A 308-nucleotide genomic window follows, 5' to 3' on the forward strand; every position below is an offset into this window, starting at 1 on the left:
TGACCTTGCCCGCGAATTTCGTATCCGCTAACCGAGCGACTCTCATGCCGCTTGCTTTCGTTGTGCGGCGTGCCAGTCTTGTTCAAATTGCATTGGACTGACGTAGTTCAACGTCGAGTGCAGACGCCCATGATTGTAGAAGCTCAGCCAATCAAGTACCTCGTCCATCGCCTCGCGACGCGTCGCAAAGCGCTGGCCGTGAATGCGCGCTTGCTTGAGTGATCCCCACAGGCTCTCGGTTGGCGAATTGTCCCAGCAGTTGGCCTTTCTGCTCATCGAACAACGCATGCCGTAGCCCTTAAGCAGCG

The 308-nt window shown here is 56.5% G+C and carries 1 protein-coding gene; it reads right to left on the reverse strand.

What is annotated here, in order from left to right:
• Positions 1–42: 42 nt before the first annotated feature.
• Positions 43–308: IS3 family transposase (locus U5A67_RS40615; RefSeq protein ID WP_321818853.1), on the reverse strand; the 266-nt coding region annotated here is incomplete at its 5' end.

The organism is Paraburkholderia sp. J69-1 (genome assembly GCF_905220255.1).
Taxonomy (GTDB): Bacteria; Pseudomonadota; Gammaproteobacteria; order Burkholderiales; family Burkholderiaceae; genus Paraburkholderia.